At 61.8% G+C, this 26,796-nt stretch carries 30 protein-coding genes; 23 read left to right on the plus strand and 7 right to left on the minus strand.

Annotation, left to right across the window (positions count from 1 at the left end; genetic code table 11):
* Window positions 1–29 precede the first annotated feature (29 nt).
* A complete protein-coding gene (locus LDZ28_RS24330) occupies window positions 30–1,082 on the plus strand; it encodes a hypothetical protein (protein ID WP_370652229.1) in 1,053 nt (350 codons plus the stop codon).
* 3 nt (window positions 1,083–1,085) lie between these two features.
* Here LDZ28_RS24330 and LDZ28_RS24335 read toward each other — a convergent pair whose 3' ends face one another.
* On the minus strand, window positions 1,086–2,477 hold the full coding sequence (locus LDZ28_RS24335) for a PLP-dependent aminotransferase family protein (protein WP_244829946.1): 1,392 nt from the start codon (window positions 2,475–2,477) through the stop codon (window positions 1,086–1,088).
* 18 nt (window positions 2,478–2,495) lie between these two features.
* On the opposite strand from LDZ28_RS24335, the gene LDZ28_RS24340 reads away from it, so the two are divergent.
* From LDZ28_RS24340 to LDZ28_RS24380, 9 genes are all read left to right on the plus strand, one after another.
* Window positions 2,496–2,744 carry a hypothetical protein gene (locus LDZ28_RS24340; protein WP_244829947.1) on the plus strand — a complete coding sequence of 83 codons (249 nt, stop codon included), beginning with the start codon at window positions 2,496–2,498 and terminating at the stop codon, window positions 2,742–2,744.
* Window positions 2,745–2,847: 103 nt separating this feature from the next.
* Window positions 2,848–3,330, plus strand: coding sequence for an MSMEG_0572/Sll0783 family nitrogen starvation response protein (locus tag LDZ28_RS24345; RefSeq protein WP_244829948.1), 483 nt, complete (start codon window positions 2,848–2,850; stop codon window positions 3,328–3,330).
* A 5-nt stretch (window positions 3,331–3,335) separates the two neighbouring features.
* Window positions 3,336–4,340, plus strand: coding sequence for a Nit6803 family nitrilase (locus tag LDZ28_RS24350; RefSeq protein WP_244829949.1), 1,005 nt, complete (start codon window positions 3,336–3,338; stop codon window positions 4,338–4,340).
* On the plus strand, window positions 4,333–5,403 hold the full coding sequence (locus LDZ28_RS24355; RefSeq protein WP_370652265.1) for an MSMEG_0568 family radical SAM protein: 1,071 nt from the start codon (window positions 4,333–4,335) through the stop codon (window positions 5,401–5,403). Before LDZ28_RS24350 ends, LDZ28_RS24355 begins: the two co-directional genes overlap by 8 nt.
* Before the next feature lie 2 nt (window positions 5,404–5,405).
* Window positions 5,406–5,957 (plus strand): MSMEG_0567/Sll0786 family nitrogen starvation N-acetyltransferase, encoded by a 552-nt coding sequence (locus LDZ28_RS24360; protein WP_244829951.1) that lies wholly within the window; start codon window positions 5,406–5,408, stop codon window positions 5,955–5,957.
* Complete coding sequence (locus tag LDZ28_RS24365; protein WP_244829952.1) at window positions 5,954–6,934, plus strand: sll0787 family AIR synthase-like protein; 981 nt, start codon at window positions 5,954–5,956, stop codon at window positions 6,932–6,934. The genes LDZ28_RS24360 and LDZ28_RS24365 overlap by 4 nt, the downstream gene beginning before the upstream one ends.
* Complete coding sequence (locus LDZ28_RS24370) at window positions 6,925–8,079, plus strand: MSMEG_0565 family glycosyltransferase (protein WP_244829953.1); 1,155 nt, start codon at window positions 6,925–6,927, stop codon at window positions 8,077–8,079. The genes LDZ28_RS24365 and LDZ28_RS24370 overlap by 10 nt, the downstream gene beginning before the upstream one ends.
* Window positions 8,080–8,091: 12 nt before the next feature.
* The gene (locus LDZ28_RS24375; RefSeq protein WP_244829954.1) at window positions 8,092–8,376 is read left to right on the plus strand and encodes an MSMEG_0570 family nitrogen starvation response protein; all 285 of its coding nucleotides are present in this window, start codon (window positions 8,092–8,094) and stop codon (window positions 8,374–8,376) included.
* A 27-nt stretch (window positions 8,377–8,403) separates the two neighbouring features.
* A complete protein-coding gene (locus tag LDZ28_RS24380) occupies window positions 8,404–9,684 on the plus strand; it encodes an MSMEG_0569 family flavin-dependent oxidoreductase (protein ID WP_244829955.1) in 1,281 nt (426 codons plus the stop codon).
* Window positions 9,685–9,747: 63 nt separating this feature from the next.
* Here LDZ28_RS24380 and LDZ28_RS24385 read toward each other — a convergent pair whose 3' ends face one another.
* The gene (locus LDZ28_RS24385) at window positions 9,748–10,029 is read right to left on the minus strand and encodes a hypothetical protein (protein ID WP_244829956.1); all 282 of its coding nucleotides are present in this window, start codon (window positions 10,027–10,029) and stop codon (window positions 9,748–9,750) included.
* 159 nt (window positions 10,030–10,188) lie between these two features.
* Here LDZ28_RS24385 and LDZ28_RS24390 point away from each other — a divergent pair, with 159 nt between their 5' ends.
* The gene (locus LDZ28_RS24390) at window positions 10,189–10,827 is read left to right on the plus strand and encodes a TetR/AcrR family transcriptional regulator (RefSeq protein ID WP_244829957.1); all 639 of its coding nucleotides are present in this window, start codon (window positions 10,189–10,191) and stop codon (window positions 10,825–10,827) included.
* Window positions 10,824–11,642: an AraC family transcriptional regulator gene (locus LDZ28_RS24395; protein WP_244829958.1), complete on the plus strand. Its 819-nt coding sequence runs from the start codon at window positions 10,824–10,826 to the stop codon at window positions 11,640–11,642. The genes LDZ28_RS24390 and LDZ28_RS24395 overlap by 4 nt, the downstream gene beginning before the upstream one ends.
* Before the next feature lie 12 nt (window positions 11,643–11,654).
* Here LDZ28_RS24395 and LDZ28_RS24400 read toward each other — a convergent pair whose 3' ends face one another.
* The gene (locus tag LDZ28_RS24400; RefSeq protein WP_244829959.1) at window positions 11,655–12,098 is read right to left on the minus strand and encodes a DUF2000 domain-containing protein; all 444 of its coding nucleotides are present in this window, start codon (window positions 12,096–12,098) and stop codon (window positions 11,655–11,657) included.
* Window positions 12,099–12,375: 277 nt separating this feature from the next.
* Between LDZ28_RS24400 and LDZ28_RS24405 the strand changes: the two genes are divergently transcribed.
* From LDZ28_RS24405 to LDZ28_RS24430, 6 genes are all read left to right on the plus strand, one after another.
* Window positions 12,376–13,146 (plus strand): flagellar brake protein, encoded by a 771-nt coding sequence (locus LDZ28_RS24405; protein WP_244829960.1) that lies wholly within the window; start codon window positions 12,376–12,378, stop codon window positions 13,144–13,146.
* A 76-nt stretch (window positions 13,147–13,222) separates the two neighbouring features.
* On the plus strand, window positions 13,223–13,564 hold the full coding sequence (locus LDZ28_RS24410; RefSeq protein WP_244829961.1) for a hypothetical protein: 342 nt from the start codon (window positions 13,223–13,225) through the stop codon (window positions 13,562–13,564).
* A 54-nt stretch (window positions 13,565–13,618) separates the two neighbouring features.
* Window positions 13,619–14,092: a hypothetical protein gene (locus LDZ28_RS24415; RefSeq protein ID WP_244829962.1), complete on the plus strand. Its 474-nt coding sequence runs from the start codon at window positions 13,619–13,621 to the stop codon at window positions 14,090–14,092.
* Between the two features lie 6 nt (window positions 14,093–14,098).
* Entirely contained in the window at window positions 14,099–14,764 is a 666-nt protein-coding gene (locus LDZ28_RS24420; RefSeq protein WP_244829963.1) for a MarC family protein, read from the plus strand.
* A 120-nt stretch (window positions 14,765–14,884) separates the two neighbouring features.
* Window positions 14,885–16,639, plus strand: coding sequence for an L-arabinonate dehydratase (gene araD / locus LDZ28_RS24425; protein ID WP_244829964.1), 1,755 nt, complete (start codon window positions 14,885–14,887; stop codon window positions 16,637–16,639).
* A 4-nt stretch (window positions 16,640–16,643) separates the two neighbouring features.
* Complete coding sequence (locus LDZ28_RS24430) at window positions 16,644–17,378, plus strand: ribonuclease activity regulator RraA (RefSeq protein WP_244829965.1); 735 nt, start codon at window positions 16,644–16,646, stop codon at window positions 17,376–17,378.
* A 3-nt stretch (window positions 17,379–17,381) separates the two neighbouring features.
* Here the strand turns inward: LDZ28_RS24430 and nudC are convergent, their stop codons facing one another.
* Window positions 17,382–18,308, minus strand: a complete 927-nt coding sequence (gene nudC / locus LDZ28_RS24435) for an NAD(+) diphosphatase (protein WP_244829966.1) — start codon at window positions 18,306–18,308, stop codon at window positions 17,382–17,384.
* Between the two features lie 215 nt (window positions 18,309–18,523).
* On the opposite strand from nudC, the gene LDZ28_RS24440 reads away from it, so the two are divergent.
* Entirely contained in the window at window positions 18,524–18,856 is a 333-nt protein-coding gene (locus LDZ28_RS24440) for a hypothetical protein (protein ID WP_244829967.1), read from the plus strand.
* Window positions 18,857–18,883: 27 nt separating this feature from the next.
* On the opposite strand, the gene LDZ28_RS24445 is transcribed toward LDZ28_RS24440, so the two are convergent.
* The gene (locus LDZ28_RS24445; protein WP_244829968.1) at window positions 18,884–19,381 is read right to left on the minus strand and encodes a response regulator transcription factor; all 498 of its coding nucleotides are present in this window, start codon (window positions 19,379–19,381) and stop codon (window positions 18,884–18,886) included.
* A 201-nt stretch (window positions 19,382–19,582) separates the two neighbouring features.
* Here LDZ28_RS24445 and LDZ28_RS24450 point away from each other — a divergent pair, with 201 nt between their 5' ends.
* The gene (locus LDZ28_RS24450; RefSeq protein WP_244829969.1) at window positions 19,583–20,242 is read left to right on the plus strand and encodes a glutathione S-transferase family protein; all 660 of its coding nucleotides are present in this window, start codon (window positions 19,583–19,585) and stop codon (window positions 20,240–20,242) included.
* 23 nt (window positions 20,243–20,265) lie between these two features.
* Window positions 20,266–20,976: a DUF899 family protein gene (locus LDZ28_RS24455; protein WP_244829970.1), complete on the plus strand. Its 711-nt coding sequence runs from the start codon at window positions 20,266–20,268 to the stop codon at window positions 20,974–20,976.
* A 79-nt stretch (window positions 20,977–21,055) separates the two neighbouring features.
* Here LDZ28_RS24455 and LDZ28_RS24460 read toward each other — a convergent pair whose 3' ends face one another.
* A complete protein-coding gene (locus tag LDZ28_RS24460; protein ID WP_244829971.1) occupies window positions 21,056–22,195 on the minus strand; it encodes an acyltransferase in 1,140 nt (379 codons plus the stop codon).
* Window positions 22,196–22,257: 62 nt separating this feature from the next.
* On the opposite strand from LDZ28_RS24460, the gene LDZ28_RS24465 reads away from it, so the two are divergent.
* Together LDZ28_RS24465 and LDZ28_RS24470 are read left to right on the plus strand one after the other, a co-directional pair.
* On the plus strand, window positions 22,258–23,574 hold the full coding sequence (locus tag LDZ28_RS24465) for an acyltransferase (protein ID WP_244829972.1): 1,317 nt from the start codon (window positions 22,258–22,260) through the stop codon (window positions 23,572–23,574).
* Between the two features lie 416 nt (window positions 23,575–23,990).
* Window positions 23,991–24,848 carry a transposase gene (locus LDZ28_RS24470; protein ID WP_244829973.1) on the plus strand — a complete coding sequence of 286 codons (858 nt, stop codon included), beginning with the start codon at window positions 23,991–23,993 and terminating at the stop codon, window positions 24,846–24,848.
* 57 nt (window positions 24,849–24,905) lie between these two features.
* Here LDZ28_RS24470 and LDZ28_RS24475 read toward each other — a convergent pair whose 3' ends face one another.
* Window positions 24,906–26,411 carry a mannose-1-phosphate guanylyltransferase/mannose-6-phosphate isomerase gene (locus LDZ28_RS24475; RefSeq protein WP_244829974.1) on the minus strand — a complete coding sequence of 502 codons (1,506 nt, stop codon included), beginning with the start codon at window positions 26,409–26,411 and terminating at the stop codon, window positions 24,906–24,908.
* Window positions 26,412–26,796 lie beyond the last annotated feature (385 nt).

The following is a 26,796-nucleotide window of genomic DNA, read 5'->3' on the forward strand; positions in this document are numbered from 1 at the left end:
CGATGGGTTGGATGCAGTGCAGGTCTTGCATGTACGAGGTTTATGACATGTTCGCGGGTCATGCGTTTGCACGGCTATTACGCGCTTCGTTGTTCGCGGGGCGCAGTGTGCGCGGCGCTCGGTCGCTTGCTTCGTCGCGTGTAAGTGCGGGCGGCGGCGTCGATCAGTCGTCTGGATTGGGCTCGCAGGCAGATGCAACCGCAAGCGCGTTGCCCGCGCGGACTTCGCGCGCCGTTATCCGTGTGATGACGACGGCGTGCGTGTTCGCATCGATATGCTTCGCGAGCGCGGCGCAGGCGCAACCGCCGCGCATCGTCTCCGGCATCGTCTGGCAGCCGGACAACACGTTTTACGATCCGCACGGCGACTGGGACAAGCTCGGCGCGCACGAACTGATCGTCCAATGGACGGCGGTCGATGGCATCTCCTTCGTGCCCGGCGCGGGCTTTCGGCCGGCGCCGCGCATGCCGGACTGGGAGCGCATTGGACGTGAGCCTTGGGCACGCGATGTGATCATCGGCTTGTCGGGACGTTTCAGCGAAGCGGTGGCGCGTGCGAATGCGGCGCAGCTTTCCATCGAGTCGATGCGTCTGGCGGATGTCGTCTTGCCGGTGCACGTGACGGGCTACTACTTTCCCGTCGAGATCGATCCGACCTGGCAGGATGCGAGCGCGCTGCGCACCTTGCTCGATGCGTTGCCCCGGCCGCTCTGGATCAGCGTCTACGATCGCGCGAACGTGGGTGGGAATGCGATCGCCGAATGGCTCGATGGCTGGCTGCCGCGCGATGTCGGTGTGCTCTTGCAGGACGGATGCGGCGTCTATGCGCGCGAACCGCGAGTAGCGCGGCAATATGCGGATCAGCTTGCGGCGCGCCTGGGGCGCCATCGCGTGAGAATAATCGCGGAGGCGTTTCGACCGAATGTCGGTGGCGGATTTCGCTCCGCAACGGTCGATGAATTGAAGCCACAGATCGATGCTTATCGCGGATATAAAACCTATCTTTTCGATGGGCCGCATTATGTGTCGAACGAGCTCGTCAAAGATCTGCTCGATGCCTATTCAATCAACAGAGCGCAGTGAACGTCAAAGCATCGGCATATGCAAATGATGCGGATCGGCCAGCATATCGGCCACCCGCTTCAAAGCCTCCCTGCAATCCTCGCGATTCTGCGGTCCACCCAGACACAAGCGCAATGCATTAGGCGGATTGCCATCCGTTGAAAACGCCGCGCCCGCAACGGCTCCGATCCCCTGATTACGCAACTGCAACGCCAATTCCGAAGCGCTCCAGTCACACAAGTCGGGCACGGGCAACCAGAGATGAAAGCCATGCGGATGCGTGCTAAACGGAAAGTCGCGCAACGCCTGCGCCGCAATCGCCTGCCGCGCGATCGATTCCTCGCGCATGGCATCGAGCACGTCGGCGGCGGTGCCGTCGTTGATCCAGTGCGTCGCCAGCAGCACCGTATATGGACTCGGCATCACCGTCGTCGCGCGCAACGCGCCCGCGATACGCTGCGTCTGCCGTGGCGTCGGCGCCTTGAGATACGCCACGCGCAAGCCCGCACCGAAGGTCTTGGATAAACCCGTGACGTGATAAGTCAGCTCGGGCGCGAGCGCGGCAAGCGGCGCGGGCGCATCGAGCGGCAACATGCCGTACGGTTCATCCTCGATGATCGGCACGTTATAGCGCATGGCGACATCCGCCAATGCCTCGCGTCGTTGCGCGCTGATGGTCAACGTACTCGGGTTCTGCAAGGTCGGATTGCAGTAGAAGCCGCCGGGCTTCTCCGTCTTGCAAAGCGCTTCGAACGCATGCGGCAGCGGCCCCTCGTCGTCGCGCGGCAACGCCTGCAAGCGAACCCCGAGTTGCGATGCGATCGCCTTGATGCCAGGATACGCCAGCGTATCGAGACAGATCATCTCGCCCGGTCGCGCAAGCTGCGAAACAAGCGCCACCAACGCGCTATGAATGCCGGGACAGACGAGCACCGTATCGTCCTCGCAATCGGGCAGTCGCATACGCAGCCACGCACGGCCCGCCGCGCGATCCGCCGCCGTCCCGCCGAAGTCCTGATAGCGCAACAACTGCCACGGGTCCGCACTCTGCATCAGACTGGCCGCCGATGCCCGCAAGCGCGCCGTCAACCCGGGCGGCTCGGGCGGCATGTTCATCGACATCTCGACGCTGCTGCCGCCCGCCAGCGGCAAGGTCTGCGTTCGGCCGCGCACGAAGGTGCCGCTGCCCGCGCGCAGATCCAGCAAGCCGCGTTTGCGTGCTTCCGCATAAGCGCGCGCGACGGTCGTGTAGTTGAGTTTCAGGACATCGGCGAGATCGCGCAGTCCCGGCAGACGATCGCGCGGACGCAAGCGACCGCTCGCGAGATCTTCCTCGATGAGATCGGGAATCGTCAGATAAGCAGGCTTGCGGCTCTCTTCGAGCTTCCTGATCCAGTGATGCGCGGGCTGATTCATAGGCGCGATCTCCCTTGTGTGCATGCGATCAGCCAAGCATGCCGCATCAAAAAAGATCGCATAAGCCTGGGCAAGTTGATTGCATTGATCGCATCGATGCACGGCTTCGGTGTTGCGCGCACCAGCGCCATGCGTGTCTGCGCCGAATTCGTGCGCGCGATCTTCATTGATTGCATCGACAAAACGTCGCGAAGCGTTACCCATCATGGCGCGCGAAAATTTTTTCAGCGCGCATCGCCGCAGCGCTTTTTATTGATCGCGAAGTGATTGCATTTCGCGGGCCAATCATTGGCATATCCGTTGCGTTTGTAGGCTCGCCGTCGCGACAACTCGATGCGCGCCATATCAGACACCACCATCGGAGAATGCCATGCCCGCAGTCACGCAACCGCTTCACAAGAACGGCGATTATCTGGTCGACTACGAAGAGAAGGTCTTCGAGGATGTCAAAGCCGAGCCCGGCGAAAAAGCGCTCGTCACGTTTCATACGGTCGCGTTCGAAGGCTCGATCGGCTTCGTGAATCTGCTGCAGGCGACGCGTCTGCAACGCAAGGGTTTCGATACTTCCGTGCTGCTCTATGGCCCCGGCGTCACGCTCGGTCTGCAACGCGGCTTTCCCACGCTTGGCGACGAGGCCTTCCCCGGTCATCTCAACTTCAACAAGCAACTACAGAAGTTCATGGCCGAAGGCGGCAAGGTCTATGCATGCCGCTTCGCGTTGCAAGCGCTGTATGGGCACGGCGAAGCGTCGTTGATCGAAGGCATCCGGCCGATCAGTCCGCTCGATGTGCTCGATATCCAGCTGCTCCATCGAAAGGATAACGCGCTCATCATCCATACGTGGACCGTCTGACGATCATGGCCGCACAGAGCGCAAAACGCATCGTCCGCGCGGCGGCCGTGCAGATCACGCCCGACTTCGAGCGGCCCGACGGCACGCTCGACAAGGTGTGCACGGCTATCGACGAAGCCGCCGCGAAAGGGGTGCAGTTGATCGTGTTCCCCGAAACCTTCGTGCCGTACTACCCGTACTTCTCGTTCGTGCGCGCGCCGGTTGCCATGGGCGCCGATCACATGAAGCTCTACGAACAGGCGGTCGTGGTGCCGGGACCGGTCACGCATGCAGTCGCCGAACGCGCGCGGCTCGGCAATATCGTGGTCGTGCTCGGCGTGAACGAACGCGATCACGGCAGCCTCTATAACGCGCAACTCATTTTCGATACCGACGGCAAGCTGTTGCTCAAGCGCCGCAAGATCACGCCGACGTATCACGAACGCATGGTCTGGGGACAAGGCGATGCAGCGGGTCTCAAGGTCGTGGATACGAGCATTGGACGTGTCGGTGCGCTTGCTTGCTGGGAGCACTACAACCCGCTCGCGCGCTATGCGTTGATGACGCAGCACGAAGAGATCCACTGCAGTCAGTTTCCCGGCTCGCTCGTCGGGCCGATCTTCGCGGATCAGATCGAAGTGACGATCCGTCATCACGCGCTGGAGTCCGGCTGCTTCGTCGTCAACGCGACGGGCTGGCTCACCGAGGCGCAGATCGAAGCCATCACGCCCGATCCGAATCTGCAGCGCGCGCTGCGTGGCGGCTGCAACACCGCGATTGTTTCGCCCGAAGGCCAGCACGTGGTCGAGCCGTTGCGCGAAGGCGAGGGCATGGTCATCGCCGATTTGGACATGTCGCTCATCACCAAGCGCAAACGCATGATGGATTCGGTCGGCCACTACGCGCGACCCGAGTTGCTGAGTCTTGCGATCAACGACCGTCCCGCCATGCCCGTCATGCCATTCACCGGAGCCTCATACGATGAGCGCCAGAGAGAACCTGCCAGCGTCGAGCCGGCAATTGATGACTGAGCTTCAGTCGGCGGGCCTGCGGCTCGTCGATCCGCGCGCTGGCGTTTCGAGCCGGCGCGGCGGCGCGGGGCCATCGGATCACAAGGCCGTCACCGTCGATGGCGTGACGATCATGGTGCCCGTGCATACGAGCACCGCGTGGAACTCGCCCTTCGTCGCGGGCGAAGCGGACGCGAACGGCACGAGCGCGTTGATGCGCAATGCGATCCCTATCGCGAGCATCAGCTTCCCGAAAGCGCCGCGTTTCTATGCGATGCAGACGCTCGACGGCGTGCCGTACTCGCACATCGCCACCTTGCACAGCAAGGACGTGCTCGCGACGACGGTGCTGCAAACCTGCATCCGCTATGAAAGCCGCCGCAAGTCGTGCAAGTTCTGCGCGATCGGGCAATCGCTCGCGGCGGGGCGCACCATCGCGCACAAGACGCCCGAGCAACTTGCCGAAGTGGCGCGCGCGGCGGTTCTGCTCGATGGCGTTAAGCATATGGTCCTCACGACCGGCACGCCGCCCACGCCGGATCGCGGCGCAAAAGTGCTGTGCGACAGCGCGTTCGCCATCAAGGCCGCCGTCGATCTGCCGATTCAGGCGCAGTGCGAACCGCCCGATGACGACCGCTGGTTCGAGCGCATGAAGGCAAGCGGCATCGATACGCTCGGCATGCATCTCGAAGCGGTGACGCCCGCCGTGCGCGATCGCATCATGCCGGGCAAGGCCAGCGTCCCGATGTCGCGTTACATGGAAGCGTTCAAGGCAGCCGTCGCCGTCTTCGGACGCGGACAGGTCAGCACGTATATTCTCGCCGGCCTCGGCGATAGCGCGCAGTCGATCATCGACATGTCGCGCGAGTTGATTGCGCTCGGCGTGTATCCGTTCGTCGTGCCGTTCGTGCCGATCAGCGGCACGCCGCTCGAAGACCATCCCGCGCCGGAGCCGGAATTCATGCGTTCGGTGCTGGCGCCCATCGGCTCGATGCTCGCCGAAGCACAGATGCGATCGACCGATATCAAGGCCGGCTGCGGCAAGTGCGGCGCGTGTTCGTCGCTTTCATCGTACGAGGTGTGATCATGTTCGTCGAAGCCGATGTGCCCGATCTCGATTACTCGCCGGTCGAATATCGCGTGAAGTGGGCGACGCTGTCGTGGGAAGCGAGCGAAGCCTACAAGCTGCGGCGCGCGGTGTTCTGCATGGAGCAAGGAATATTTATCGGCGATGACCGCGACGCTATCGACGAACGCGCGCAACTGCTCGTCGCGCTGAGTTGCGTGGCGGGCATGCCGGAACAGGTCGTCGGCACGGTGCGCATCCACGAGGAAGAGCCCGGCGTGTGGTTCGGCTCGCGCCTTGCCGTGCACGCTGCGTTTCGCTCGCACGCGAAGATCGGCGCGACCTTGATCCGGCTTGCGGTATCGAGCGCGCATGCGTTGGGCTGCGAGACGTTTCTCGCGCACGTGCAGTCGCAGAACGCGCCGCTCTTTGCGCGCCTGCGCTGGGATTCGCTCAAGGAGGAGGCCATTTTCGGGCGCCCGCATCATCTGATGCAGGCGCAACTCGATGCGTATCCGCCGTGCGTCACGCCGCAAAGCGGCTTCGTCGCGCTGGCCCGCAAGCCGTCATGAGCACGTTGTCCGCACTGGTCGAGCGTTTGCGCGAGAGCCGCGGCTTTCGCCACAAGCGCGATATCGCGGATGTCGTGAGCCGCTTGCCCGACAACCGTCTCGATCTTTCGCAAGCGGTTGCAATCGGCGACGACTGCGCGGCCATTCGCGATGGCGACGGCTTTCTGCTCTTCGCCATCGAAGGCATGGTCAGTGACTTCGTGCGCGCCATGCCGTGGTTCGCGGGCTATAGCGCGGTCATGGTCAACGTGAGCGATATCTACGCGATGGGCGGCCGCCCGCTCGCCGTAGTCGATGCGTTATGGAACGCGAACATCGAGGACGCCTCCGAAGTGCTCGCGGGCATGACGGCTGCATCGACGACTTACGGCGTGCCTGTCGTCGGCGGACATAGCAACGTGCAGAGCGACGGCGCGCAACTCGCGGTGGCCATTCTCGGCCGCGCCCGCAAGCTCTTGACGAGTTTCGATGCACGACCCGGCGACGCGCTTCTCATGGCCGTCGATCTGCGCGGCAAGTATGAAGACCCGTATCCGTTCTGGAATGCGTCGACCGATGCGCCGCAAGGCCGTGCGCGCGACGACTTCGAGATACTGCCCGCGCTCGCCGAAGACGGACTCTGCGATGCAGCCAAGGACATCAGCATGGCGGGCGCGCTCGGCACCGCGCTCATGCTGCTCGAATGTTCGGAGGCGGGCGCGCGTATCGATCTCGATGCCATCCCGCGTCCCGCTGACGCCGACCTCGAACGCTGGCTCACCGCCTTTCCGAGCTTCGGCTTCGTGCTGTCGGTGCGCCCCGAACATGTCGATGCCGTGCGCGCGCGTTTCGAAGCCCGTTCGCTGGCGTGCGCCGCGATCGGTTCGGTGGATGCGTCGCGTGAAGTGGTCGTCGAACGTGGCGGAGAAAGCGCGCTGTTATGGAATCTGCGCGAAGAAGGCTTCATTTGCGCGAGGAGTGCGACATCATGCGCATAGGCTTGCTCACGCATTCGGTGAATCCGCGCGGGGGTGTCGTGCATAGCCTCGAACTCGCGCGTGCGCTCCACGAAAGCGGCCACCTCGTGACGATCTTTGCGCCCGCGCGTGAAGGCGAATCCATGTTCCGCGCATCGCCGTGCCGCGTGGTGCTGGCGCGCGTGGCCGGAACGCGCGATGGTCTCGTCGCAATGGTCGATGAGCGCATCCGCGCGCTGAAACATGCGCTGATCGAAGAAGGCGCGGAGAGCTTCGATGTTCTCCATGCGCAAGACAGCATTGGCGGCAATGCGCTCGCCGAGCTTAAAGCGGAAGGCTGCATCAAGGGATTCGTGCGTACCGTTCATCATCTCGACAATTTCGACGATGCGCGTCTTTCGCACTGGCAACGTCGCGCGTGGCAAGACGCCGACGCCGTGCTCTGCGTCAGCGATGCATGGACGCGCACGATGTACGACATGCATGGCGTGCATGCGCGCACGGTGAGAAACGGCATCGACAGAATGCGTTATGCGGCGCGCGCGGACCGACAGCGCGACGAGTTACGCAAGCGCTTCGCGATAGGCGCGGGGCCGGTCGTGCTGGCTGTGGGCGGCATAGAGGCGCGCAAGAACACGCTCATGCTGCTCGAAGCGTTTGCGCTGCTGCGTGCGCAACGGCCATCGGCGCAACTGGTGCTTGCCGGCGGCGCGAGCCTGCTCGACCACGACGCCTACACGCGCCGCTTTCTTGCGCGTGCAGCCGAGCTCCGCCTCGATCACACGCAAGTGATCCTTACCGGTCCGTTGCCCGACGATCAGATGCCCGCGCTGTTCAGCATCGCCGATGTCGTCTCCATGATCTCGCTACGCGAAGGCTTCGGCCTGGTCGTACTTGAAGCGCTGGCGAGCGCCAAACCCGTCGTGGTCTCGCATATCGAACCGTTCACCGACTATCTCGACGATCGAACCTGCATCTTTACCGATCCGCATGACGCCGCTTCGATTGCCAAGGCGCTTGCAAAAGCAATGGACGGTGCACACGACATCGATTTCGATCAAGCCGTGCCGGCCTTGCTCGACCGCTACACATGGCAGGCGAGCGCTGCGCATCATCTCGACATCTACGGCAAGTGGCTGCAAAGCCTGCCGCTCACGACCGTCTAAAGGAACGCCACCATGCCTGTCATGCACTTTCGAATTCGCTGGCCCGATGGCGTCGAAGCGAACTGTTATTCGCCGTCCACGGTCGTCGGCGAATTCTTCACACCGGGCAGCACCTATCCCGTCGATGACTTCGTCGCGCGCTCACGCGAGGCGCTGACGATAGGCTCCGAGCGCGTACGCGAGAAGTACGGCTTCGCGTGCTCGGCCGCGATGGATCAACTCGCGCAGATCGAAGCCGACGCGGGCCGCTTCGATGCAAGACCCGGCGCGCTCGTCACCGTGCTCGCGCTCGATTGAAGTCCTTGGATCAAAGGGAATCGGAACATGTCGAACGTCACTTCCACAGAGACGCACTACAGCGTGATCGTCGTTGGCGGCGGGCAGGCCGGGCTGTCGGTCAGCTACTTTCTGCAGCAGGCGAACATCGATCATCTCGTGATCGAGAAAGCGACCGTCACGCATACCTGGCGCACGCAGCGCTGGGACACCTTCTGCCTCGTCACGCCGAACTGGCAATGCGCGTTGCCGGGCTACCCGTACACCGGCGCGGACCCGCATGGCTTCATGAAGAAGGATGAGATCATCGACTATCTCGATGGCTTCATCGCGAAGGTCAATGCGCCCGTGCTCGAGCAGACCGCCGTGTTACGCGTGCAACGTGATGCAGCGGGCCGCTATGCCGTGAAGACCACGCAGGGCGAGTTCACGGCGGATCAGATCGTGGTGGCATCGGGCGGCTATCACACGCCTATCGTCCCGCGCATGGCCGAAAGCTTGCCGCAGGAGATCGCGCAGGTGCAGTCGTCGGAATATCGCAATGCGGATCAGTTGCCACCGGGCGCGGTGCTCGTCGTCGGATCGGGCCAGTCGGGCGCGCAGATCGCGGAGGACTTGCATCTCTCGGGACGCAAGGTGCATCTCGCCGTGGGCGAAGCGCCGCGTTGCGCGCGGTTTTATCGCGGACGCGACGTGGTCGACTGGCTCGCGGACATGCGCTACTACGAAATGCCCGTGACGGATCATCCGTTGCGCGAAGGCGTGCGCGACAACACCAATCACTACGTGACGGGCCGCGACGGCGGCCGCGACATCGACCTGCGCCGCTTTGCACTGGAAGGCATGGAATTGTTCGGGCGGCTGCAGGATCTCCGCGATGGCAAGCTGCGTTTTGCGCCCAACCTGCGCGCGAATCTGGACGAAGCCGACGATATCTACAACCGCATCAACATGAGTATCGATGGCTTCATCGACAAGCATGGCATCGACGCACCCGCAGGCGAACGCTACGAACCCGTGTGGCAGCCGCAAGACGAGCGCACCGAGCTTGCGTTGACGAACAGCGGGATCACGTCGGTGGTGTGGTGCATCGGCTTCACGCCGGACTTCAGCTGGCTCGATGCGCCAGTCTTCAACGGACGCGGCTACCCGACGCACCGGCGCGGCGTGACAGCCACGCCCGGCATCTACTTCGTGGGTTTGCCGTGGTTGCACACATGGGGCTCGGGCCGCTTTTCGGGCGTCGCGCGCGACGCGCAATTTATCGTCGATGCGATCTGTGCCGAACGGGCCGCCACGGTCGATCAGATATCGATCGCGTGCGCCTGATGTTTGACGCGAGTGAAACGGCCCGCGCTAAAACGAACAACGAAGCGGGCCTTGGCCACAGATTTACTTCACCGATGCAGCGCTATTGAGCTGTGCATAGTCGGCGGGCATGGCGCCGGACGTCAGCACGGTGGCAGGCAGATGCTGCGTGTCTTCCGCCGATACGGCGCCGACGAACTTCCAGCCGGCCGGCATCTTCACGAACGTGTAGCCCGTGGGTTGATCCACGAACACCGAATAAACCGGACTCGCTTGCGACACGACAGGCGCGGCGGGTTGCGCAAACGAAGCCAGCGGCGTGGCCAGAACGAACGCGGCGGCCAAGGCGGTAATAGACGATTTCATGTTGATGCTCCGGAAAACTGAATTGTGTAATGATCGACACACATATTAAAACACTGGTCCGTGCAAAGGTCCAGATATTTTGTTACGATCAACACAGAATTCAGAATTCCATGGAACGCACCAATCGCGTGCCACGTCGTTCATAAAAATGGAGACGACATGACGCTGCATCGAGATGAAGTCTTGGAGACGGTTCACAAGACGCGTGGCCGACCGCGCGCCTTCGACCGCGACGCCGCCCTCAGGCGTGCGATGGAAGTGTTCTGGGCCAAGGGTTTCGACACCTGTTCCATGGCCGATCTCGTCGATGCCATGGGCATCAACTCGCCGAGCCTTTATGCCGCGTTCGGCAGCAAGGAAGACTTGTACCGTGAGGCGATCGCGCTCTATTCCGCCGCGGAAGGTGGCGCGGCGGTGCGCCAGTTGCGCGCGCACGAGTCCGCGCGCGACGGTTTGCGCGCCATGTTCCGCACGAGCATCGAGCTTTTCACGAGCGGGACGGGGCCACGCGGCTGCATGATCTTTCTGGGCGGCATGTCGGTGGCGCCGGAGCACGGCGAGTTGCGCGACGAGTTGCGCAAGATTCGCCGTCAGGTGGCAAGCGCCATCGCCGCGCGGCTCAACGATGCGCGCAAACACGGCGAGCTCCATGCCAACGCGGACATCCATGCGCTCGCTGCGCTTTGCATGACGCTCTTCGCGGGCTTGTCCATCGAGGCGCAGGATGGCGTGCGTCGCAACGCGCTGTACGCCGCGATCGATCAGTTCATCGCGAGCTTGCCGTTCGAATCGAAATGAAAGCGCCGCTCAAGGCCGACACGCACATCTGGCGCGCGCCGGAACTCGGCGCGGAACTACTGCGCGGCCGCTTCGCCGATTTCTCCTACGACGTCCATGCGCACGATACCGCCTGTTTCGCGCTGCTAACGGGCGGCGCCATCCGCATCCGCATGCGCGGCACGGAGTTCGTGGCGCGACGTGGCGACCTCTACGCCATCGACGCCGATGAACCGCACGCGGGCTGGCCCGTCGACGAAGCCGGCTGGACGCAGCGCACACTCTATGTCGATGTCGCGCATCTGCGTGCGCTCGCGGGCGACGAACGTATGCGCGGCGGCGGGCTGATCGGCCCGATCATTCGCGATCCGGCGTTGTGCGCGGCGCTTCACGATGTGCACCGGTCATCGGAAGAGCAGGGACCGTCGCTGTATCGCGACGAGCGGTATTTGCAGTTCGCGGCGCGTCTCACCGGCCGGCATATGACGGATCGCACGAAGGACGCAAAAGCGCCGCGCGAACCGCGCGCCGTGGCGGCCGCGCGTGGGTTTATCGACGAACGTCTGGGCGAGCAGGTGCATCTGGAAGATATCGCGGAGGCGGCGAATTTGCCGCCCTATCGCTTGTTTCGCGCCTTCAGTCGTGAAACCGGCATGACGCCGCACGAGTATCAGCGGCAGGCGCGCGTGCGCGTCGCCATGGCGTTGATCCGCGATGGCGGCGCGTTGAGCGATATCGCGGCCGCGACCGGTTTCGCGGATCAGGCGCATCTCACGCGCACTTTCCGCCGCATGCTTGGTGTCACGCCAGGCGCATACAAGACGGCGACGCGTTGAACCGAAGCAAGTTTATTTAAGCAGGCCGAGATTCGCGACCGCTTTGCTGACGGGCTTCTTGTCGCCGATCAACGCGAGACCGACATAGCGCAAGGCCTCGGTTTCCACGCTGGCGACGGCATCGCGGAAGGCGTCGTAATCGGTCGTTTGCTGGCCTTGCACGGGAAACGTCACGACATCGCACGATGCGGCCGCGGCCTTCGCGCGCAACGCCGATAGTGTGTCCTGATCTGCCGCCAGCACTGCAATGCCGATGGGAATCAGCCCCGGATGCGCGTGCCCAGAGGCATCGACGAGCGGCGCGCCGACGAGCGACGGATGCCGCTGCCCCACCGTCAGCGCCAGCACCGCCGCCGCGTTCGCCGCCCGGCCGGGTGGCAGTTCGCTATCCACCACGATCACGCAGCGTTGCGGCCGCGCGCTTGGTTCATGTTGTTCCGGTGATGCGCTCGTCATAAGGGCTGTCCGTTTCGGTTCGAAGTGACGCATTGTGAAAGCGCTGGCGGCTTGTCGTCTTGAATCCTGTTGCACGCATGTTGCAACGCTGGCGCGTCGGCGCAGGCATTCTGAAAGCCTCGAACCCTTTCCTGCCGAGCAAAACGCTGAAATAACACGAAAACCTAGTCGTAACCCGCGTTATGAAGCGTTTGCTTTTCGTGCAAACTGCGCATATTCGAGACGTAGCTCGCATTGTTCGTCGCTCCTGCTGGAAACCTCAATCGACCCGACCGCCATGCTCGCTGAAACGCAGTCGCAGACTGCCCCGCCCATTACCGACATCGAACAACTCGCGGAAGACTACGCGCGCTTTGCCCGCCGTACGCGTTCCGAAATGGGCATTTGTCTGCGTTCGCTCCTGCAGCGGCGCGACATGCTGACAGTGGCGAGCGCGCACGGCCAGATCGTCACGCAACTACTGGAAGTGGACCCGCGCGAAGGGCGTATCGTTTTCGACTGGGGCGGCGTGGAGTCGGACAATCGCGCGTTGCTCGCAGCGCCGCAGTTGTACTTCAAGGGCGCGCCGGAAGGCGTACGCGTCGAGTTCACGACGGGCCCGGCGCAAGCGGTGAGCTTCGAGGGACGACAAGCGTTCGAAGTATCGTTCCCGGAAGCCGTCTATCACGTGCAGCGCCGCGAGTACTTCCGCGTGCCGGCGCCCATCCTCGATCCCTTTTTCGCCAAGGGCACTTATCCGGACGGTGACCCGTTCCACTGCGAAGTGCACGACATTTCGCTCGGCGGCGTCGCGCTGCGCATGGATACGCCGCGCCTCGCGGAAACGGAGATCGGCACGCTCTTCACCGATGTCCTTTTGAACCTCGGTGCGGGCGGCTCGCTTTCGGTGGATCTCGCGCTCGTCTCGCCACGCAGTATCACGACGCCGCGTGGCGACGTGCGCTATGTCGTCGGCTTTCGCTTCACGCGGCTTTCGGGCTCGGCGGAAAGCGTGTTGCAGCGACTGATCACGCGCATCGAGGCGAAGCGGCGCAGCCTGTCGGCGTGAGCGCGGACAGAGGAAACGAGGCGCGTGGAGTAGAATTCGGGCCTCATTCCAGCAGTTAAGACGACGCATGTTGACTATGTTGCCCAGAGCCTGGCGCGGAGAAGAACGCTTCTGGAAAGTCTGGTGGCTACTGGGTCTGCCCTTGCATCTCGCATGGTGGGCGCTCTATCTCTACCTGCTGTCGAGCGGCCTCGCTCCCGAAACGTTCCTGTTGCTCACCATCTGGTTCTGGCCCGGCACGCTCGCGTTATTCGCGGCGGGTTCGGTACTCTATCTGGCGTGGTGCGCGGTGGCGTGGCGTTGTTCCGGCAATGTCGATAACCGCTTCTGGACCATCCTCGCGCGCGTGCTGATCGGCGTGGGGCTGGGCTCGTTTCTGACCGAATGGCTGTTGATTCTCGGCGCGCCGCTCGCCTGAGTGCGACGCCTGGCGCGATGCTTCGCGGTTTCTTTTGACACGGAGTGCCTTTGCATGCCGCTTCGATCGATGTTCCGTTTCCTGAGCGCTTGCTGCACCGCCGCCGCGTTGTGCGGCGCGCTGCCCGCGGCGGCCAACGCGCAGACCGATCAGGATGTCGATGCCCGCATCGACACGCTCTTCGGCGCCCACGAGACATATCGCGCGTTCTTCGACAAGCTCAAGCAGGCCGTCGCGTCCGGCGACAAGAACGCGGTCGCCGCCATGATCCACTATCCGATCGCGGTGCATCGCAACAGCAATGGCGACAACGCCTTGCTGCGTAACAAGCGCGAGTTCGTGGCGGCCTACGCGGGCATCTTCACGCCAGAACTCGTCGATACCGTCGCGCATCAGCAATACGCCAAGCTCTTCGTGCGCGACCAAGGCGCGATGATCGGCGACGGCGAAATCTGGTTCAGCGGCGTGTGCCGTGACGATGCCTGCAAGGACTCGGACGTTCGGATCACGGCGTTCAATCTGGAGTGAGCGGACATGTTCACGGAGTTCGCGAAGACCGTGCTCGTGATCGTCGCGGGCCTTTTTCCGATCATCAATCCGCCCGCGGTCGCACTCGTCGTGCTGAGCATGCTGCCGCATCTGGCCGATGCCGAACGCAGCGAACTCGCGCGGCGCATCTGCATCAATAGCTTCGCCATCCTGGTCGTGTCGCTGCTGGTCGGTGCTTATGTGCTCAACTTCTTCGGCATCTCCATTCCGGTGCTGCGCGTGGCGGGCGGTATCGTCGTGGCCATGGCGGGGTGGGGATTGCTCCAGGCGCCCGACGACGACACAACGACCGAACCCGCGCCCACGCCGCGTAGCGGTGCTTCGCTGCGCGCCAAGGCGTTCTATCCGCTGACCTTGCCGATCACCGTCGGACCGGGTGCCATCGCTGTCGCCATCGCGCTCGGAACCGGGTCGCCGCGTGAAGGGTTGCAGCCGGTGCATCTGATCGGCGTGATCGTCGGTCTCGTGCTCGTGTGCGCGAGCATCTACTTGTGCGTGCGCTTTGCCGGGCATCTGGAACGGCTGCTCGGCACGGTCGGCACGCAGGTCGCCATGCGGCTTTTCGCGTTCGTCATCTTCTGCATCGGCGTGCAGATTCTCTGGCTCGGGCTCTCCGATCTCATTGCGTCGGTGCGGCTCAGTATCAAATGAATCGTAAACCCTAGGCGACGCGTCTTCGATGCGAGCGCTAGGATGCGGTTCGATTCAATGGTAGCGATACCATCGCGCTGAAAGACCGGACGACGAACCGGCCGCTTAAGGAGACACGGTTTGACCTCATCCCGCAAGACGCCCGAACAGTTGCGCAGCCACCGCTGGTACGGCGTGAACGACCTGCGCTCCTTTGGTCACCGTTCGCGCACGGCGCAGATGGGCTATCACTCGTCCGATTACATGGGCAAGCCGGTCATCGCCATTGTGAATACATGGAGCGAGATCAATTCGTGCCACACGCACTTCAAGCAGCGCGTCGAGGAAGTGAAGCGCGGCGTCTGGCAGGCGGGCGGCTTTCCCGTCGAAATGCCGGTGATGACGCTCGCCGAGCCGTTCCAGAAGCCGACGACCATGCTCTACCGCAATTTTCTCGCGATGGAAGTCGAGGAACTGCTGCGGTCATATCCGTTCGATGGCTGCGTGCTCATGGGCGGCTGCGACAAGACCACGCCTGGCCTGCTGATGGGCGCGATCAGCATGAATCTGCCTTCCATCTTCCTGCCCGCCGGCCCGATGCTGCGCGGCGACTGGAACGGCCGCACGCTCGGCAGCGGGTCGGACACGTGGAAGTACTGGGCCGAACTGCGCGCGGGCAAAATCACGGAAGACGAGTGGAAGGGCGTGGAGAGCGGCATTGCGCGCTCGCCGGGCCATTGCATGACGATGGGCACCGCCTCGACCATGACGAGCGCCGCCGAAGCGCTCGGCCTCACGCTGCCGGGCTTCGCTTCGATCCCCGCGGTGGATTCGCGGCACGCGCAGTTCGCATCGCTGACGGGGCAACGCATCGTCGAAATGGTGTGGACCGATCTCAAGCCGCTCGACATCCTCACGCCGAAGTCGTTCGACAACGCCATCACCACCGTGCTCGCGATGTCCGGCTCGACCAACGCCATCGTGCATCTCGTGGCCATCGCGCGCCGCGCGGGCGTGCCGCTCACGACCGCGCGTTTCGATGAGTTGTCGCGCATCACGCCCGTCATCGCGAATTTGCGTCCGGCCGGCAAGTATCTGATGGAGGACTTCTTCTATGCAGGCGGCCTGCGCGCATTGCTCGCGGAACTCGGCGATCTAATCGATGGCTCGCAACTAACTGTCAATGCCGCGACCCTCGGCGAAAATATTCAGGGTGCCGAAATTTTCGACGATGACGTCATTCGCCGGCGAAGCAACCCGCTCGTGCCGAACGATGGCCTCGCCGTGCTAACCGGCAACCTTGCGCCCGATGGCGCCGTCATCAAGCCGGCTGCAATGGAAGCGCATCTGTTGCGGCATCGCGGCCCGGCGGTCGTGTTCAGGGATTACGCCGACATGGCCGCGCGCATCGACGATGAAGCACTCGACATCACCGCCGATTCCGTGATCGTGCTGCAGCACGCGGGACCGGTCGGCGCGCCCGGCATGCCGGAGTGGGGCCAGTTGCCGATTCCGCAAAAGCTCCTCAAGCAAGGCGTGCGCGACATGGTACGCATCTCGGATGCGCGCATGAGCGGCACGAGCTACGGCGCGTGCGTGCTGCACGTGGCGCCGGAATCGTTCGTCGGCGGACCGCTTGCGCTGGTCGAGGATGGCGATGTCATCGAACTCGACGTGCACGCGCGCAAGCTTCATCTCGACGTAAGCGACGCGGAACTCGCCGCGCGCAAGGCGGCGTGGGTCAAGCCAAAACGCCCGTTCGAGCGCGGCTTTGGCGTGATGCATCAACTGCACGTCACCCAGGCGAACAAGGGTTGCGACTTCGACTTTCTCGAAGAACCCTTGGCCGATGACTCTGCTGAAATGAAATCGCACGACGATCCGGAAATTCACTGACACCATGCCCATTCAAGACATCGGCGTCGCCGACGAAACCATCGAGCAACTGCGCCACGTCAGCACCGCGACGCTCACCACGCAGCTTTTCAAGCGCGGCTTGCGCAACGTGTTTCTGCAAGGCGTCGCGCCGCTCGTCAAGCCCGCTAATGGCGCGCCGAACCTCGTCGGCCCCGCGTTCACGTTGCGCAACATTCCGGCGCGTGAGGATATCGATCACGTCGGCGTGTTTCAGGACCCCGATCATCCGCAGCGCAAGGCCGTCGAAACGGCGCCGCCTGGCAGCGTGCTCGTGCAGGATTGCCGCGGCGATCGCACGGTGGCGTCGACGGGATCGATATTGACCACGCGTCTCAAGGTGCGCGGCGTCGCGGGCATGGTCTCGGACGGTTGCGTGCGCGACAGCGGCACGATAGGCGATATCGGCTTGCCGTTGTTCTGCGCGGGCGCGAGCGCGCCGCTCAATCTCGCGAAGCATCACGCGGTCGATATGAACGTGCCGATTGCATGCGGCGGCGTGGCGGTGTATCCAGGCGATATCGTCGTCGGCGACGTGGATGGCGTCGTCATCGTGCCGCGTCACATGGCGTCCGAGGTCGCAAGGGACGCGGCCGAGCAGGAGCTGCTGGAAGAGTTCATCGCGAAGCGCGTGGCGGACGGCGCGATCTTGCGCGGCACGTATCCGCCGAACGAAGAAACGCTCGTCGCCTACGCGCAATGGCGCAAGACACGCGGCTGATTTTTATTCTTCCGCGAACGCCTTCAGCAAATGATGCGCGATGGCAAACGGCTTCGGCGCGGACAAGCCTTGCGCGTGGGAGCCATCGAGCATCGACGCTACTTCCTCGCGTGAGAACCAGCGCGCATCTTCGAGCTCGTTGTAGTCGATCGTGATGTCGGTTTCGACCGCGCGTGCGAAGCAGCCGATCATCAGCGACGATGGAAACGGCCACGGTTGCGAAGCGTAGTAGCGCACGTCGGCCGAGCGGATGCCCGCTTCCTCCAGCACTTCCCGGTACACCGCATGCTCGAACGTCTCGCCCGGCTCGACGAAGCCCGCGAGCGCCGAGTACATGCCGGGCGCGAACTGCTTTTGCCGCCCGAGCAGGCAGCGCTCGCCATCGGTGACGAGCATGATGACGACCGGATCGACGCGCGGAAAATGCTGTGCGTGGCAGTTCGGACAAAGGCGTCGCCAGCCCGCGCCGGCGGCATCCGTGGCGTGGCCGCAGTTCGCGCAGAAGCGGTGCCGCCGATGCCAGTCGAGCATCGAACGCGCTTCGCCGAGCGCACTGACGAGCGACGGTTCGACAAGACCTTGCATTGCGATGGGCCGCAACTCCACCGCTTCGACGGGCGACGCCTCGAGCGCATTCGCAATACTCTCGGCGCTGCCTTCGAGCGCGTGCGCGAAGAGCGCGCGGCCATCCGCTTCGCGACCGAGCAGCACGGTTTGCAGCGGCGCGCCGAATTTCGCGGCTTCGTCTGCATCGAACAAAGGATCGTGACCGTGCGCGCGCTTGAAGAGCGGCACATCGTTCACGAAGAGCAGAAAGCGCGTGGACGTCTGATCGCGCAGACCGGCGACGAAGCTGTCGTCGTCGCGCTTTTCGGAGACGCGGTCGAGCGGAGCAAGCGTGAAACCGATGGCGTGGGGCGGCGTGGGCATGGTGTTTTTATCGATGAGCGGGATGCGTGTCATCCGCGCGGACTGGGGATATTCGTTCAGTCGGACATCGTAGCGAAGTTGGCGGGTTCTTGCTGATGGGCAATTGCTTGACGGCAGGCTTACAGTTATCGCGCGGTTTTAGGATTTATCCCGTGGCGGCCGCCAAGCCCAGACTCCTAGAGTTCAGCTCCAACTCAACTAAAAGGGGAAGACTCATGGAGCCGAACATATCCGTGTCGATCGACGAGAAAGGGCAGCCCGTCATCACGCACGGCATGCCGCTTGCCGATTACTGCGTGCAGCGCGCGCAGACGTTGCGCGCGATGGTCCAGGTGGTATGCGGCGCGAAGCGGCCAGGAGAGGACGCGGGCGTCGTGTCCGCCGCGCTCATCAAGCCTTTGATGCAGTTGATCCGCACTCAGGTCGACGAGCTCGAACCGCTTTTCAGGGCGCTCGATCAGCGCGCGTACGAGAAGGGTTTCGATGACGGCAAGGAAGTCGGTTACCCCAGGCGCGCGCTGGTGGAACTGGACAAACAGAAGGTCTAGCAATGGCGCGGGGCACGCGCCCCGCGTTCAACTTGCGACTGTTTTCACGGACACGCGCACGTCGCGATACGACGGATTGATATCGAAGCTGCGCGCGGTGTTGCAGTACGCCGCTATACGGCGGGAAACAATGCCCGTTGCCCCTGACAACGCGCGCTGACAAACGCGCTCCATTTCGCGCATCTCGTCGCACTTGCTGACGATACCCGCCGCGCCCGCCTCTTGCATCGCGAAGAGCGTATTCGGCTCGGTTTCCTGCGTAAAGGCAACCACGGGAACATCGGGGAAACGCTCGCGCACCATGCGCAGCAGCGGAAACTCGCCGCCTGGCGCGCCTTCGAACGCACAATCCATCACGATGAGATCGCCGCCCGTCCTTTCGAGCTTCGTGAACAACTGCGCGGCGTTGCGCGCCGTTGCCGCCACCCGATAACGCCCGCGCGCCTCGAACCAGCTTTGCAGGCCCAACAGCACGACGGGCTGGTCGTCCGCTATCACAATATTTATCTTATAGATGGGCGTCATGCAGATTTTCGCGGGTTTCGCTGGTGCTTCGGGTCTCGCACCTTAACAAAGGACGGCACGTCAGCGCTGCATCGCACAACAAAATTTTTTTAATTCCGCATGATCCGCTGTCGATTTTTAACGTGGCCGCGCGTCGTGCAGATAAGGGCCAAAGTCGCGACGGTTTTTTGCTTCTTTCGGCTTATTACAGGAGGTTTATCGATGAGTCTGATTCTGTACGCGCATCCGTTTTCCTCGTATTGTCAGAAGGTGCTGACCGCGCTGTACGAGAACGCGACGCCGTTCGAATGGCGCGCGCTTTCGCCGCAAACGCCCGAGGCGATGCGGGAACTGACGGAGTTGTGGCCGATAAAGCGCTTTCCCGTGCTCGTCGACAACGGCCGTTCCGTGATCGAGGCGAGCGTGATCATCGAGTATCTCGGGTTGTTCCATCCCGGCCCGGTGCGCTTGATTCCGGAAGATCCGCGCGCCGCGCTGGAAGTGCGTTTTCTCGACCGCTTCTTTGATAACTACGTGTCCACGCCGCAGCAGAAAATCGTGTTCGATTGCATGCGCGCGGATGGCGAGCACGACCCGCACGGTGTCGCGGATGCCCGCGCGATGCTCGACACGTCCTACGCCTGGCTCGACCGCCTGATGGCCAAACGCGAATGGGCGGCGGGCGATGCCTTCACTCTCGCCGATTGCGGCGCGGCGCCGTTTCTGTTTTACGCGGACTGGACGCATCGCATCGATGAGCGGTACGCGAACGTCATCGCGTATCGAAAGCGTCTGCTAGCGCGGCCTTCGTTCGCGCGTGCGGTGGATGAAGCGCGGCCGTATCGCGCGTTCTTTCCGCCGGGCGCGCCGGATCGCGATTAAGCCTTCATGACAGGAGACGAAACATGAATACGCTCGTTCCCGCAGCAGAACTGGCCCAACGCGCCACCATGACTTTTCCGAACGAAAGCGCGGAGTATCGGCAGGCGCGTATTGCGTTGCTTGCCGAGGAAATCGAATTGAGGCGACATATCGAGCGGGTTGCGGAGATGCGGCGCGCGCTGCCGCCTGGCGGTATCGTCAAGGGCGATTATCACTTCGATGGCGAGCGCGGCGCGGTCGATATCGACGGGCTCTTCGGCGACAAGAACACGCTCGTCACGTATAGCTACATGTTCGGGCCGGAGCGCAAGCGGCCGTGCCCGATGTGTACGTCGCTGATATCGGCGTGGGAAGGGGAGGCGGCGGACATTGGACAGCGCGTGGCGCTGGCGGTCATCGCGCGCTCGCCGCTCGAACGGCTGGTCGCGTTCAAGCAAGAGCGCGGCTGGCGCGATCTTGCCTTGTTCTCGGATACGAATGGCAATTTCAGCCGCGATTATCACGGCGTTTCGAAAGACGGCGGCGACGAACCGGCCATCAATGTCTTCACGCGGCGCGACGGCGTGATTCGCCATTTCTGGAGCGGCGAGATGGATTTCGCCACGGCCGATCCCGGCGAGGACCCGCGCGGCGCGCCCGATCCAATGCCGCTCTGGACCGTGCTCGACATGACGCCGGAAGGGCGCGGAACGGACTGGTATCCGAAGCTGGAGTATGGGGCGAAGAGTAAGTAAGGTGCTTAACGATCGCAATTGCAAGCACCTGCAATTACGCGTCAGCGACACGCCGCACACGGTCAATGGCGCATGCAAACTACTTCGGCCCCTGCGTGCCGAGTGCATCGCCATGCGTCATGCCGGCCTGCCGGCTTCTGCCCACCCGCGCCGCGAAGCGATCCTTGATGCGCAGGAACGGCACTTCGACCAGGAAGTAGCTCAAACTCGCGGCGACGAGCGCACCGATTACGCAGCCCGGAAAGCCGAATGCAACTGGCGAATGCGGATGCATGAATAGCTGCTGCCATAAGTAAAGGCTGAACGAGATCGTGCCGACATAAACGAACGGCGCGGTACGCAGCAAGCGCGAGAACCAGAAGCCGTTTTGAGAAACCAGCACGATGATGACGAAGCCGACCATCGCGGCTTCGAGCGTCGTGCCATAGGTGGCGCGCCATAATCCGCCGAGTTTGTCCTGCACGGGAGGCACGACGAACATCAGAAACGCAATCAGCACGCTGGGAATGACCGAGCCTAACGGCAGCGACGCGACCTTTTGCGCGAGACGGTCCTTATTCATCGCGACATAGCAGCCGATGAGAATTGGATCGATACCGGTATGCAGCATCATGCTGAGTTGCCCGCGAAGGCTCGGCGCCGCAAAATAAGTGGCTATTCTCGCGAGTGGCACGAAGAAGATCAATCCGATGAGTACACGTTGATCGCCGCGCTTCAGGATGTAAAAGAGAAGCGGCGGCCAAAACCAGTAAAACTGTTCTTCGAGCGCGAGCGTCCAGAAGTGCCCGAGATACCAGGCGCCTTCGACGTGAGCCGCGTTCACGTTCGCAAGGCCCGCGACGCCGGCATAGTTCCAGAGATGCAATGCAGCCAAAGCAACCTGCCGATGATCGACATCGACGAGACCGGCAGCCGCTAGCATCGACACGATCATGAGATAGATATAAAACGCGGGCCAAATGCGCAGCGCGCGCTTTGCGTAAAACGGCATGAGGCGAATGGTGCCGGTTGCTTGCCACTCGGCTTGCAGAATGCCTGTAATTAAAAACCCGCTCAGCACGAAGAATATCAGCACGCCGAGCCTGCCATCCGATATCAGGCGCAGCGGCGCATAGACGCCTTTGAAACCGCCAGCGCTCATATGCTGCGCGTGTCCGATGACGACCATCATCACCGCAATACAGCGCAAGCCTATCAGCTCTTGCACATGCTTCTTCATCGATATTCCTTAAGGAAGTCATGATCGGCGGCTAGTCGTTTAGTCGCACGCGCTCGAGCTCGATGGTCGGTCTAAAAAATTGGCAAGAAATAGCGCGGCTTGTTAGGAAATATTTCCGGTGCACGGTAGCGGCAGCTTTAGCGGCTTCAGCCCAAGGCTCAAGCACACAAGAAAAGTACAAAGGGATTTTTTTATTTTTATCCCTTCTATTCTTAAGCTGCCACCTATCTACCAGACAAGATCGTGCAAAGATGAATGAGAAAATTCGCGGCTTCGACGGCCTGCGCGGCATCGCCGTGTTCCTCGTGTTTCTTCATCACAAGGCAATGGCCGAAGGAACCGGCTTGGGCCATCTGGGCGTATGGATATTTTTTGCGCTAAGCGGATTTTTGATCATCGACATATTGACGACACAGCGACGGTATATCGATGCAGGCACGAGTACGTTCGGCGCGGAGTTGAAACGCTTTCTGTATCGGCGGACGTTGCGCATTTTCCCGATCTACTATCTGCTGCTTGCCACGCTCGCGGTGCTGATGACCATGGGTTTCGCCGGTCCCGAGTTGGCGGGCGGCATGCCGTATCACTTCGCCTATTTGTCGAACTTCTGGATTGCGGATGTGCTGCATGCGTGGCCGGGCCGTTATTCGCACTTATGGAGCCTCTCGATCGAGGAGCAGTTTTATATCGTCTTCGCGCCACTGTTGCTTGGCCTTCGGGCAGATTGGCACGGGCGCATATGCTGGCTGGTGCTTGCGCTTGGGGTGGGCTCGCTCTTTACCATGAAGGCGCTGCACGACTCACCGATTGCAATCTACACGCATCCGCTAACCAATTTTTGGTTGCTTGCGCTTGGGGGTATAGGAGCCGCGTTCGTCAAGCGCAGTCGCTTGCGCGCGCCGCTTTACGCGGTCGTCATTATCTCTACGGTGATCGCGCTCTTGTGTTTTCAGGAACCCGAGTGGGAGCGCTTGGCCAATCCCTATTCATACACCGCGCTGTATGTTCTCTATGGCGCATGTATCGCAATGCTCGTTTGCGCGATAGCATGTAGCGCAAGCGGTCCGCTCTTGCGTGTGCTTGAGTGGGCGCCATTGGCGGCGCTAGGAAAGATTAGCTATGGATTTTATCTTTACCACGGCTTCATTCCCGACTTCTACAAGAGCGCGAGCGTCAAGGCGTTGTTTGGCGCGTCGGGTGTTCCATGGTGGGCGCGTTTTCTTTGCGTACTTGCGTCGTTTGCGCTGACGTGGATTCTGGCGCGGCTTTCGTGGCGTTTTATCGAAGCACCGATTTTACGGCTCAAGAATCGGCGCTTTATGCGGGTGTCAGTGCAAGGTCCGGCCAATGCCGAATTAAGCGGCGGGGAAGCACGCTGAAGCACTTGAGCACCAAGGTTTTTTTAGCGCTTCACAAAGATTATTTTTTGCGCTAAAGAATGCCGTCCTGCCGCGCTAGCCCATGCTTTAGGTCTTAGTGAAAAAACTGCTAAGTTTCGCTCAAAAAGTCTTGTGTTGTCATATTCGGACAAACCATAGTAATGGTATGCTTCGTGCACATATTCTTCATACACGAGCTGGACTACGCGTCGTGCGCCGGTTTGGTTAAATTGCTGCACCAAGAGCGAAAACCTTATCGGACGAATGCACCATTTTGTTGTTCGAGCAAACGTTTGCGAGTACCTCGAGATCCTTCGTTCGCGTGCTGACAAAGCCGGGGTTTGTGCTTCGTCGTCAGTGCTTGACCAGTACGCAGACCGATATCCGCAGCGCAGTCGACTGCATGGAGCAAAGCAATGTTTTTTAGCGAACTCAGCAATGAAGAGTGGGTATTGGTCTCCCAAATCATAGGAGAGAGCGAAGTCCGCGAGCATAGGCGCGGGCGTCCCAAAGCCCATCCACGTACAGTAGTCAATGCCGTGTTGTGGATTCTCACCACAGGCGAAACCTGGTCCAGATTGCCAAGCCATTACCCAACGGTTCCAACCTGCCGGCGCCGTTTCGTCGAATGGCAACTGAACGGCATTCTCATCGAGATCGTCAAGGTACTGGCGAACGCGGGCCGTTCTTTCGCCTATGTACCGCGTCAGCCGGTCACCGAAGCGGCGCCGCGTCCTGCGCCCGTGGCGTACGAATGTGACCGTCTGCGCGGTGTGTTTTGGCAGAACCCGGAGTCGTGGCAAACGCCGGGCGCCTTGCCGTTCAACAGTCTCGCGAGCACGCCAAGGCGTCTGCCGGAAGCGCGCGACGTGGCGCAAGCCAATGCGTCCGTGCTGACGGTCAGGCGCATGCACGCATCGCGTCCCGCGCGGCCGTACGAGGCGCCGTTGCCCTTCGAACCGGCGTGTCCGCCTGTCGTCGATGCGCGCGGCTACAACATCTATCCCATCGCGCGGCCAGTGTCCGGCAACATGTTTCGCGGCTGGGCGGAAATCGTGAAAGACGGGCGGCGTATCGAGCGTTCCGGTTTGATCGGGCCGCGCTTTGCTTCGTCGGATGAAGCGCGCACGTATGCGCTCGAATGGGCGCGGCGCTGGATCGCGGCCGAAGCCACGCGCGGCGATACACCCGATGAAGTGGACATGGAGTCCGCTCAAGTCATGCAGCCTGAAGAGCGACCGGTCGAGCGCATGACGCTCGAGATGCGCGACTAAAAATACGAACGCGCGGACCAGCTTCTAAAGGCTGGCCCGCGCGCTCTTGCTTAGAGCTTAATTTCTGCCGTAAGTATCTTCGAATCGCACGATGTCGTCTTCGCCGAGATAAGTCCCCGACTGCACCTCGATGATTTCAAGCGGCATCTTCCCCGGATTTTCCAACCTGTGTTGAATGCCGATAGGGATATACGTCGACTCGTTCTCGGCCAGAATGAACGTTTCCGTTCCCCGTGTGACGAGCGCCGTTCCCCGCACCACGACCCAATGCTCCGCGCGATGATGATGCATCTGCAATGAGAGGCGCGCGCCCGGTTTGACGACAATGCGCTTGACCTGGAAGCGGTCGCCCTGATCGACCGAATCGTAATGTCCCCACGGCCGGTGCACCTTGCGGTGATCCGCAGCCTCCGTGCCGCGCTCGGACTTGATGCGCCCGACGATTGCCTTAACGTCTTGCGCGCAAGATTTATCGGCAACGAGGATTGCATCGGCCGTTTCGACCACCACGAGATTTTGCGTTCCCACGCACGCAATCAGCCGCCCTTCGGAATGCGCATAAGTCGATGAAGCGCCCTGGAACATCACGCGTCCGCGCGCGACATTCGAGGAATCGTCCTTAGGCAATATGTTCCAGATCGCATCCCATGAGCCGACATCGGACCAGCCTGCGTCGAGCGGCACGACAGCACCCGTGAAGGCCTCCGTGGCCCGTTCGCCCGCAAGTTGCTCCATCACCGCATAGTCGATCGAATCCGACGGCGACGCCGCGAACGAATCGCGATCCAGCCGGAAGAACTCGCCATCGTCGCTGCCTTTATCGAATGCCGCGACGCACGCTGCATGAATAGCCGGCTGATAGTGTTCGATAGCTGCAACCCAAGTCGATGCGCGCACGATGAAAATGCCGGCATTCCAGCCATATTCGCCCGATTCCAGATACTGACGCGCGAGTTCGAGATGCGGCTTTTCGACGAAGCGCTCCAGCTTCCACGCGCCGCACGGCAGAGCTTCGCCGCTCTTGATATAGCCGTAGCCCGTTTCCGCATGCGAAGGCACGACACTCAAGGTGACGATCGCCCCTTGCTCCGCGCATTGCGCGCCGGTCGCAATCGCTCGATGAAACTCGTCCTGATTTGCAACCACATGATCGGCGGGCATGACGACGAGCACCGCATCTTCGCCCGCGCGTAACGCGTGAATGGCCGCGGCAGTCAGCGCGGGCGCCGTGTTGCGCGGCACGGGTTCGAGCACGAGCCGCGCGCGCCGGCCTTGCCCGCGCAGTTGTTCAGCCGTCGTGAAGCGATGCTCCTCATTGCACACGATGATGGCATCCGCCACGCGCAACGTCTTCTCCGCGGACACCGAGCCAAGACCATCGAGCCGATTGGCAGTGGCCTGCAGCAACGACTGCTCACCAATGAGACCGATGAGCTGCTTGGGAAAATGTTCGCGCGACATTGGCCAAAGACGCGTGCCCGAACCACCTGCAAGGATCACGGGTTGAATGGCTAGGCGCGTGTCTGCGGCGACCGTGGCGAGCACGGTATCTGAAGCGTTCATGAAAAGCCTCCTGGCGTTGATCGCCTGATTCGGTAAGGCAATTTTTAGCACGCAGCAAAAGAGACGTTAAAACAAAAAAATCATGACGCGGGCGCTGCATTTATTCATTGAAAGCAACCGCGACTGTCATGCGTTCGAGTGCCCGAATATTTTTTGCTAAGCGAGCCGATGCCTGCAAAGCCCCGTCCAGCAAGGGGGTCTTGAGCAAATAATTCTAAAAAAATCAGGCTGAACACGCAGACATATTTTCGCGGTTGCGGCGCCTTAATTATTCCGATTCCATATGCCTGAACAGCGGATGGACAAGAGCACTCAAGCAATTTGCTGGCGACTCCATCCGCGACAAGACGAATATGCGGGCGATCTTTCTTCCAGGGGTAAAGCG

Source organism: Caballeronia sp. TF1N1, from assembly GCF_022878925.1.
GTDB lineage: Bacteria > Pseudomonadota > Gammaproteobacteria > Burkholderiales > Burkholderiaceae > Caballeronia.

Coding starts and splice junctions, on each gene's coding strand:
- LDZ28_RS24395 (WP_244829958.1), top strand. CDS start 10,824: ATGAAAGCGCCGCTCAAGGCCGACACGCACATCTGGCGCGCGCCGGAA.
- LDZ28_RS24400 (WP_244829959.1), bottom strand. CDS start 12,098: ATGACGAGCGCATCACCGGAACAACATGAACCAAGCGCGCGGCCGCAA.
- LDZ28_RS24385 (WP_244829956.1), bottom strand. CDS start 10,029: ATGAAATCGTCTATTACCGCCTTGGCCGCCGCGTTCGTTCTGGCCACG.
- LDZ28_RS24410 (WP_244829961.1), top strand. CDS start 13,223: ATGTTGCCCAGAGCCTGGCGCGGAGAAGAACGCTTCTGGAAAGTCTGG.
- LDZ28_RS24370 (WP_244829953.1), top strand. CDS start 6,925: ATGCGCATAGGCTTGCTCACGCATTCGGTGAATCCGCGCGGGGGTGTC.
- LDZ28_RS24420 (WP_244829963.1), top strand. CDS start 14,099: ATGTTCACGGAGTTCGCGAAGACCGTGCTCGTGATCGTCGCGGGCCTT.
- LDZ28_RS24440 (WP_244829967.1), top strand. CDS start 18,524: ATGGAGCCGAACATATCCGTGTCGATCGACGAGAAAGGGCAGCCCGTC.
- LDZ28_RS24465 (WP_244829972.1), top strand. CDS start 22,258: ATGGTCGGTCTAAAAAATTGGCAAGAAATAGCGCGGCTTGTTAGGAAA.
- LDZ28_RS24415 (WP_244829962.1), top strand. CDS start 13,619: ATGCCGCTTCGATCGATGTTCCGTTTCCTGAGCGCTTGCTGCACCGCC.
- LDZ28_RS24330 (WP_370652229.1), top strand. CDS start 30: ATGTACGAGGTTTATGACATGTTCGCGGGTCATGCGTTTGCACGGCTA.
- nudC (WP_244829966.1), bottom strand. CDS start 18,308: ATGCCCACGCCGCCCCACGCCATCGGTTTCACGCTTGCTCCGCTCGAC.
- LDZ28_RS24360 (WP_244829951.1), top strand. CDS start 5,406: ATGTTCGTCGAAGCCGATGTGCCCGATCTCGATTACTCGCCGGTCGAA.
- LDZ28_RS24345 (WP_244829948.1), top strand. CDS start 2,848: ATGCCCGCAGTCACGCAACCGCTTCACAAGAACGGCGATTATCTGGTC.
- LDZ28_RS24335 (WP_244829946.1), bottom strand. CDS start 2,477: ATGAATCAGCCCGCGCATCACTGGATCAGGAAGCTCGAAGAGAGCCGC.
- LDZ28_RS24445 (WP_244829968.1), bottom strand. CDS start 19,381: ATGACGCCCATCTATAAGATAAATATTGTGATAGCGGACGACCAGCCC.
- LDZ28_RS24405 (WP_244829960.1), top strand. CDS start 12,376: ATGCTCGCTGAAACGCAGTCGCAGACTGCCCCGCCCATTACCGACATC.
- LDZ28_RS24355 (WP_370652265.1), top strand. CDS start 4,333: ATGACTGAGCTTCAGTCGGCGGGCCTGCGGCTCGTCGATCCGCGCGCT.
- LDZ28_RS24455 (WP_244829970.1), top strand. CDS start 20,266: ATGAATACGCTCGTTCCCGCAGCAGAACTGGCCCAACGCGCCACCATG.
- LDZ28_RS24350 (WP_244829949.1), top strand. CDS start 3,336: ATGGCCGCACAGAGCGCAAAACGCATCGTCCGCGCGGCGGCCGTGCAG.
- LDZ28_RS24450 (WP_244829969.1), top strand. CDS start 19,583: ATGAGTCTGATTCTGTACGCGCATCCGTTTTCCTCGTATTGTCAGAAG.
- LDZ28_RS24460 (WP_244829971.1), bottom strand. CDS start 22,195: ATGAAGAAGCATGTGCAAGAGCTGATAGGCTTGCGCTGTATTGCGGTG.
- LDZ28_RS24475 (WP_244829974.1), bottom strand. CDS start 26,411: ATGAACGCTTCAGATACCGTGCTCGCCACGGTCGCCGCAGACACGCGC.
- LDZ28_RS24390 (WP_244829957.1), top strand. CDS start 10,189: ATGACGCTGCATCGAGATGAAGTCTTGGAGACGGTTCACAAGACGCGT.
- LDZ28_RS24375 (WP_244829954.1), top strand. CDS start 8,092: ATGCCTGTCATGCACTTTCGAATTCGCTGGCCCGATGGCGTCGAAGCG.
- LDZ28_RS24470 (WP_244829973.1), top strand. CDS start 23,991: ATGTTTTTTAGCGAACTCAGCAATGAAGAGTGGGTATTGGTCTCCCAA.
- LDZ28_RS24380 (WP_244829955.1), top strand. CDS start 8,404: ATGTCGAACGTCACTTCCACAGAGACGCACTACAGCGTGATCGTCGTT.
- LDZ28_RS24430 (WP_244829965.1), top strand. CDS start 16,644: ATGCCCATTCAAGACATCGGCGTCGCCGACGAAACCATCGAGCAACTG.
- LDZ28_RS24365 (WP_244829952.1), top strand. CDS start 5,954: ATGAGCACGTTGTCCGCACTGGTCGAGCGTTTGCGCGAGAGCCGCGGC.